Below are 6,405 nucleotides of genomic sequence, written 5' to 3'. Positions count from 1 at the left end.
CGAGCTCACCCGCCGGCCCGACGGCCCGCCGCCCGCGGCGGCGCGGCCCGCCGCTCCCCGCTGGGTGCTCACCCCGGAGGGCGGTGCTCCCTTCGCCGTCGAGCGAGACACGCTGATCGGCCGCCTGCCCGACGCCGGCCTGCGTCCCGGCGCGGCGGTCCTGGCCGTCGACGACCCGCAGTTCACGGTGTCGAAGACCCACGCGGTGGTGACCCAGGAGCCGCCCGGGCTGTGGATCGAGGACCTCGACTCGACCCACGGTGTCGTCGTACGCCGGAAGGGGGACGAGATGCGGCTCGATCCGCGCAGGCCGACCCGGCTGCTCGACGGTGACACGGTCATCCTGGGAGCGTTCGCCATCTCGGTCGTGGCAGGCTGACGCGGTGGAGATCTGGGACGTCACCGAAGCCGAGGACGCCGTCGAGGGACTCACCCCCGACGGCCGTCCCGACCCGGCCTACGCCGCCGGCCTCGGACTGGTGCAGGCGACGATCGGTCGACGCGTCGCCGCGTCGGCGATCGACGTCGTGGGCTGGATGGTGATCCAGATACCCAGCTGGGCGCTCACCCTGCCGCTGGTGCTCAAGCTCGTGAGGGGCCGGATCAGCTGGTACGGCTTCACCAACCACCCGCACTTCACCCTCGCCATGGTCGGCCTCGGCGTCACGACGGGGCTGAGCATCGCGTTCTGCATCGCGCAGATCGCGCTCAACGGGGCGCGCGGGCTCACCCTCGGCAAGGGCCTCATGGGGCTGCGCAACGTCAACGTCCGCACGCTCGAGCGGCCCGGGCTCCTCCGGGCGCTGCTGCGCGTGGTCGTGATCTGGGCGCCGGCCGTCGTGGTCGTCGGCCCCGTCGTCGTGCTGCTCACCCCGCTGTGGGACCCCAGTGGTCGCAACCGCGGCTGGCAGGACCTCGCCGCGCAGACCTGGATGGTCGACGTCCGCGCCGGCCTCAACCCGTACGACGAGAAGCGGATGCGCGTCGCCCGCAAGACGCTGCGCGCGGACCCGCTGGAGGAGCGCCGGCGACTGCCCTCGCTCACCTCGGGCGAGGCCGCGCAGGCCTACCGGCCGACGGGGCGGGTCAGCGCCGGCGTCATCGGAGCCCCGTCGTCGGAGGATCTCCGCGGCACGCCCGCGGCGGCGCGGATGCGCACGCCTGTCATCCCGGAGAGCTACCAGCCGCCCACCCCCAAGCACGCAGCGCCGGCCGCCTCCACCACGCCCGCCGGCCCGCTCTCCCTCGCGCTCGAGCTCGACACCGGCGGCCTGCTCGGGCTCGACAAGGCCTATCTGCTGGGCCGGCAGCCGGTGACCACCGAGGCCACGACCGGGTCGACGCCCATCGCGATCCCGGACACGACGTACACGGTCTCCAAGACCCACCTGCTCGTCAGCCCGCTGGACGACGGCGTCGAGGTCGTGGACCAGTCGTCCACCAACGGCACGTTCATCGTCCGCGGCGGGGCCGAGCAGGCCCTCGTCGCCGGCGACCCGGGCATCGCCCGGGTCGGGGACACCATTCGATTCGGCGACCGGACGCTCGTCGTCCGCGTCGCGGAGGGAGGACAGTCGTGAAGGTCAAGCTGACCCTGCACCGGCACGGGGCCGACCCGACGGACGTCATCGTCACGGCCGACTCGACGGCGACCGTCCACGACGTCGCGCGGCACATCGCCGAGTGCGACCCCGTGCGCAGCGTGGTCGCCGGACCCGACGACATCCTCACCCTCGCCGTCGCCCCGCCGGCCGCCGAGCGCCTCGAGCCGCTCAGCTCGACCATGCCGATCGGCGAGGCGCCGGTCGGCTCCGGCTTCATGGCCGCCGTCGTCAACCTCGGTCCCCGGGTGCAGGACGCCCCCGAGAGCCAGGCCGAGGTGGTCGGCGCCCTCGTGGCGACCGACGGCCCCATGCGAGGCCAGGAGTTCCCGCTGCGCCTCGGCCACTCCACGATCGGGCGGGTCGACGGCAACGACATCGTGCTCGTCGACGGCATGGTCTCGAAGAGCCATGCCCGGATCGAGGTCGGCACCACCGTCGAGCTGGTCGACCTCAACTCCGCCAACGGCGTCAGTGTCGACGGCGTCCAGGTGCAGCGCTGGAGCGTGGTGCCGGGCAAGCCGTTCGTCATCGGCGGCACCACCCTGGTCATGCGCCTCACCAAGGACCTGCGCACCACCATCGACAGCCGGGTGCTGGAGAAGGGCGGCGGGCTGCTGTTCAACCGCAGCCCCCGCGTCGAGGCGCGCTATCCCGGCACCGCCTTCAAGGCGCCCGCGCTGCCCAAGGAGCGCCAGAAGAAGATCTTCCCCTGGATCATGCTGATCGCGCCGATCATGATGGCGGCCGCGATGTTCCTCCTCAACGGCAACCCGCGCTCGCTGCTCATGATGGTGATGACGCCGATGATGGCGTTCGGCAACTTCCTCAACCAGAAGATGTCCAACGGCAGCCAGGAGCAGCACCAGTTCATGCTCTTCGAGCGGCAGTTCGAGGAGCTGGAGGAGAAGTTCTACTACGCCAAGCCCGCCGAGGAGGCCGCCCGCAACCGCGAGGCGCCGCCGGTCGCCGAGGTCTTCGAGGAGAGCATGCGGCTCGGGCCGCTGCTGTGGACCCGGCGGCCCGAGCACTGGAACTTCCTCGCCGTCCGGCTCGGCACCGCCCGCGCGCTGTCGCGCAACTCGATCGAGGAGGGGTCCGAGGCGCCGGACGGGCTCCCGGAGTACGTCGAGCGGCTGGAGAAGCTGCGCGAGCGGGTCAAGCACGTCGACGACGTGCCGATCCTCGAGTCCTTCGCCAGCGCCGGCTCGATCGGCGTCGCCGGTCCCCGCGCGGCGGCGGCCGACGTCATGCGCGGCCTGGCCGTCCAGGTCTTCGGCCTGCACGCGCCCAACGACGTCGTCACGGTCGCCTTCACCGGCGCCGACTGGATGTCGGAGCTGGAGTGGCTCAAGTGGCTGCCGCACACGACCAGCGAGACCAGCCCCTTCAAGAGCATGGCCCTCGCCGACTCCGCCCCCGCCGCGGCCGCGCTGCTCAACGCCCTCGAGGCGCACGTGGAGCGGGAGAAGCGCGAGGGCGAGCCGCGCGGCCCGTACTCCGAGACCTGGAACCCGATGCTCTTCGGCACCGACGTCAAGCGCGCCGCCGACGAGGACGCCGAGAAGGCGACCGTCTCGGTCATCGTCTTCGTCACCGAGGACGCGCCCGTCGACCGCGCCCGGCTGCGCTCGGTGCTCGAGAGCGGCCCGGACGCCGGCGTCCATGCCATCTTCGTCGGCCCGAGCGTCGAGGCGCTGCCGGCCTCGTGCCGCAGCTTCGTCGACGTCACCGGCGGCCTGGACGCCGCCCGTGTCGGCCTGGTCCGGCACGGCGACGAGTTCGACCCCGTCGCCGTCGAGGGCGTCTCCGGCGACTACATGGAGATGCTGGCCCGGCACATGTCGCCGGTCGTCGACGCGAGCGTGGTCATCCACGACGCCTCGGACATCCCGGCGTCGGTCTCGTTCCTCTCGCTGGTCGGTCCGGAGATCGCCACCGACCCGACCGCCGTCGTCGAGCGCTGGCGGCAGAACAACACGATCGTCGACCGCTCCAACGCCCCGCGGCCGCGACTCAAGAAGGCCGGCAGCCTACGCGCGATCATCGGCCAGGGCGCCAGCCATGCCATGACCCTGGACCTGCGCGCCGAGGGACCGCACGCGCTCGTCGGCGGCACCACGGGCGCCGGCAAGTCGGAGTTCCTCCAGGCGTGGGTGCTCGGCATGGCCAGCGCGCACAGCCCCGACCGCGTGACGTTCCTCTTCGTCGACTACAAGGGCGGGTCGGCGTTCGCGGACTGCGTCGAGCTGCCCCACTGCGTCGGTCTCGTCACCGACCTCAGCCCGCACCTCGTACGCCGGGCGCTGACCAGCCTGCGTGCCGAGCTCCACTACCGCGAGCATCTCTTCAACCGCAAGAAGGTCAAGGACCTGCTCGAGCTGGAGAAGCGCCAGGACCCCGAGACCCCGCCCGCCCTCGTCCTCGTCATCGACGAGTTCGCCGCGCTCGCGGGCGAGGTGCCGGAGTTCGTCGACGGCGTCGTCGACATCGCCCAGCGCGGCCGCTCGCTCGGCATCCACCTCATCATGGCGACCCAGCGCCCGGCCGGCGTGATCAAGGACAACCTCCGCGCCAACACCAACATGCGCGTCGCCCTCCGCATGGCCGACGAGAACGACTCGGTCGACGTCGTCGACTCGCCCGTAGCGGCGAGCTTCCCGGCCTCGCTGCCGGGCCGGGGCATCGCGAAGACGGGTCCCGGCCGCCTGGTGCCGTTCCAGTCGGCGTACGCCGGCGGCTGGACCAGCGAGGGGGAGGAGGAGCACGCCGAGATCGCCATCGCCGAGCTCCGCTTCGGCGGCACCGTCGTGTGGGAGCCCGAGGGCTCCGAGGAGTCGGACTTCCACGACGAGGATCTCGGCCCCAACGACCAGCGCCGCGTCGTCGACAACCTCATCCGGGCCGCCCAGGTGGCGAGGCTGCGGCCACCGCGGCGCCCGTGGCTCGACGACCTGCCCGAGCTGGTCGACCTGGCCGAGCTCGCCAACGAGGGCGACACCCGCATCCCGTTCGCCATGGTCGACGTCCCCGAGGCGCAGAGGCAGGAGGCTGCCACCTTCGACCCGGACCGCGACGGCTCCATGGTCGTCTACGGCACCTCCGGCTCGGGCAAGACCGCGCTGCTGCGCACCCTGGCCACCGCGGTCGGGATGCGTCCCGACCTCGGGTCGGCCGTCGTCTACTGCCTCGACTTCGCCTCCGGCGGTCTCGCCGTCCTCGACCGTCTCCCGCACGTCGGCTCCATGGTCGACGGCGACGACGCCGAGCGGATCCAGCGGCTGCTGCTCCTCCTCGACGCGGAGATGGACAAGCGCGCCGCGGCCTTCTCCCGCGTCAACGCGGCCGACCTGCCGCAGTACCGCGAGCTGGCCGACGCCTCGATGCCGCGCATCCTGGTGCTGGTCGACAACTTCGGCGAGTTCCGCAAGGACTGGGAGTACGCGGCCGCTCGCCAGCCGGCGTACCGCGCCTTCCTGCGGATCCTCACCGAGGGCCGCCAGCTCGGCGTCCACACGGTCCTGACGGCCGACCGGGCCAACGCGATCCCGACCGGCGTCGCGGCCAACATCCAGCGCCGGGTGATCCTGCGGCTGTCGGACGAGAGCCAGTACATGCTCATCGGCGCCCCCAAGGACATCCTCGATGACACCGCTGCTCCGGGCCGCGCGATCATCGACCGGCACGAGGCGCAGGTCGCCGTCCTGGGCGGCACGTCCAACACCGCCGAGCTCGCCAAGGCGCTCGACGAGCTCGCCGCGAAGCTGCGGGCCCAGGGCGTCGCCGACGTGCCCGAGATCGGCGCGCTGCCCACCAAGGCAGCCATCGGCGACATGCCGTCCTCGGTCGGCGGGATGCCGGTGCTCGGCCTCTCCGACGAGACGCTCGCGCCGTGCGGCTTCGACCCGGTCGGCACCTTCGTCATCACCGGCCCACCGTCCTCGGGCAAGACCACCATGATGAAGTCGATGATCATCTCGATGGAGCGCTTCGACCCGGACGTCCGGCTCTACCACTTCGGCGGCCGGCGGGCGGAGCTCAAGGACTTCCGCCCGTGGGTTCGCAGCGCGAGCCGCGAGGACGACGCGAAGGAGCTCGCCACCGAGCTCGCCGAGCTGCTCGTCGACGACGAGCAGAAGCAGCGGATCGTCATCGTCATCGAGGACGTCCCGCATCTGGGCGACAGCGCCGCCGAGCGGGCCGTCCGGCAGATGTTCAAGGCCGTGCGCGACAGCGACCACATGCTCATCGGCGACGCCGACGTCAGCCGCGCCACGGCCGGCGTCGGCGTGATGGGCGACTGGAAGTCGATGCGGCAGGGCATCGCGCTCAAGCCCGACACCTACGACGGCGACGCGATCTTCAAGACCGCCTTCGGCAAGGTCAAGCGGGCCGACTTCCCCCAGGGCCGTGGCATCTTCGTCCAGGCGGGCAAGGCGACCACGGTGCAGACCCCCTGGGTCGAGTAGCCCCATGGGGAGTTCTCCCCATGGTGTGGATCGGGGTGGGGTGTCAGAGTCGGGTCAGGTCCAGATCTCGGGCCTGGACCTCACAGTCACCGATCAGCACTCATCACGCAAGGAGGACGGCGATGGCCGACCAGGAGCTTACTTATGACGACATCGACGCGGCGGCGGACAAGCTGGACTCGGGCAAGGAGGACATCGCGTCCCTCCTGTCGGAGTTGCGGAGTCTGGTCTCGGAGCTGACGGAGTCCAGCTTCTCGACGAACTCTGCGTCGGTGGCGTTCTTGGATTCCTATGAGGAGGTCTCTGATGGTCTGGAGCAGGCGATCGAGGCGATT

4 protein-coding genes are annotated in these 6,405 nt (G+C 71.5%); all 4 read left to right on the top strand.

Annotation, left to right across the window (positions count from 1 at the left end; translation table 11 throughout):
- On the top strand, nucleotides 1-379 hold a 379-nt coding region (locus QM572_RS06415), incomplete at its 5' end, for an FHA domain-containing protein (protein ID WP_415091229.1).
- Between the two features lie 4 nt (nucleotides 380-383).
- Nucleotides 384-1,580 carry an RDD family protein gene (locus tag QM572_RS06410; RefSeq protein WP_415091227.1) on the top strand — a complete coding sequence of 399 codons (1,197 nt, stop codon included), beginning with the start codon at nucleotides 384-386 and terminating at the stop codon, nucleotides 1,578-1,580.
- Nucleotides 1,577-6,070 carry an FtsK/SpoIIIE domain-containing protein gene (locus QM572_RS06405; protein ID WP_415091225.1) on the top strand — a complete coding sequence of 1,498 codons (4,494 nt, stop codon included), beginning with the start codon at nucleotides 1,577-1,579 and terminating at the stop codon, nucleotides 6,068-6,070. The genes QM572_RS06410 and QM572_RS06405 overlap by 4 nt, the downstream gene beginning before the upstream one ends.
- A gap of 122 nt (nucleotides 6,071-6,192) precedes the next feature.
- A partial coding sequence (locus tag QM572_RS06400; RefSeq protein ID WP_415091223.1) for a WXG100 family type VII secretion target occupies nucleotides 6,193-6,405 on the top strand: 213 nt, incomplete at its 3' end.

The organism is Nocardioides sp. (assembly GCF_047607365.1).
In the GTDB taxonomy this organism is placed as follows: domain Bacteria; phylum Actinomycetota; class Actinomycetes; order Propionibacteriales; family Nocardioidaceae; genus Nocardioides.
This window is presented reverse-complemented; position numbering and strand designations above follow the sequence as displayed.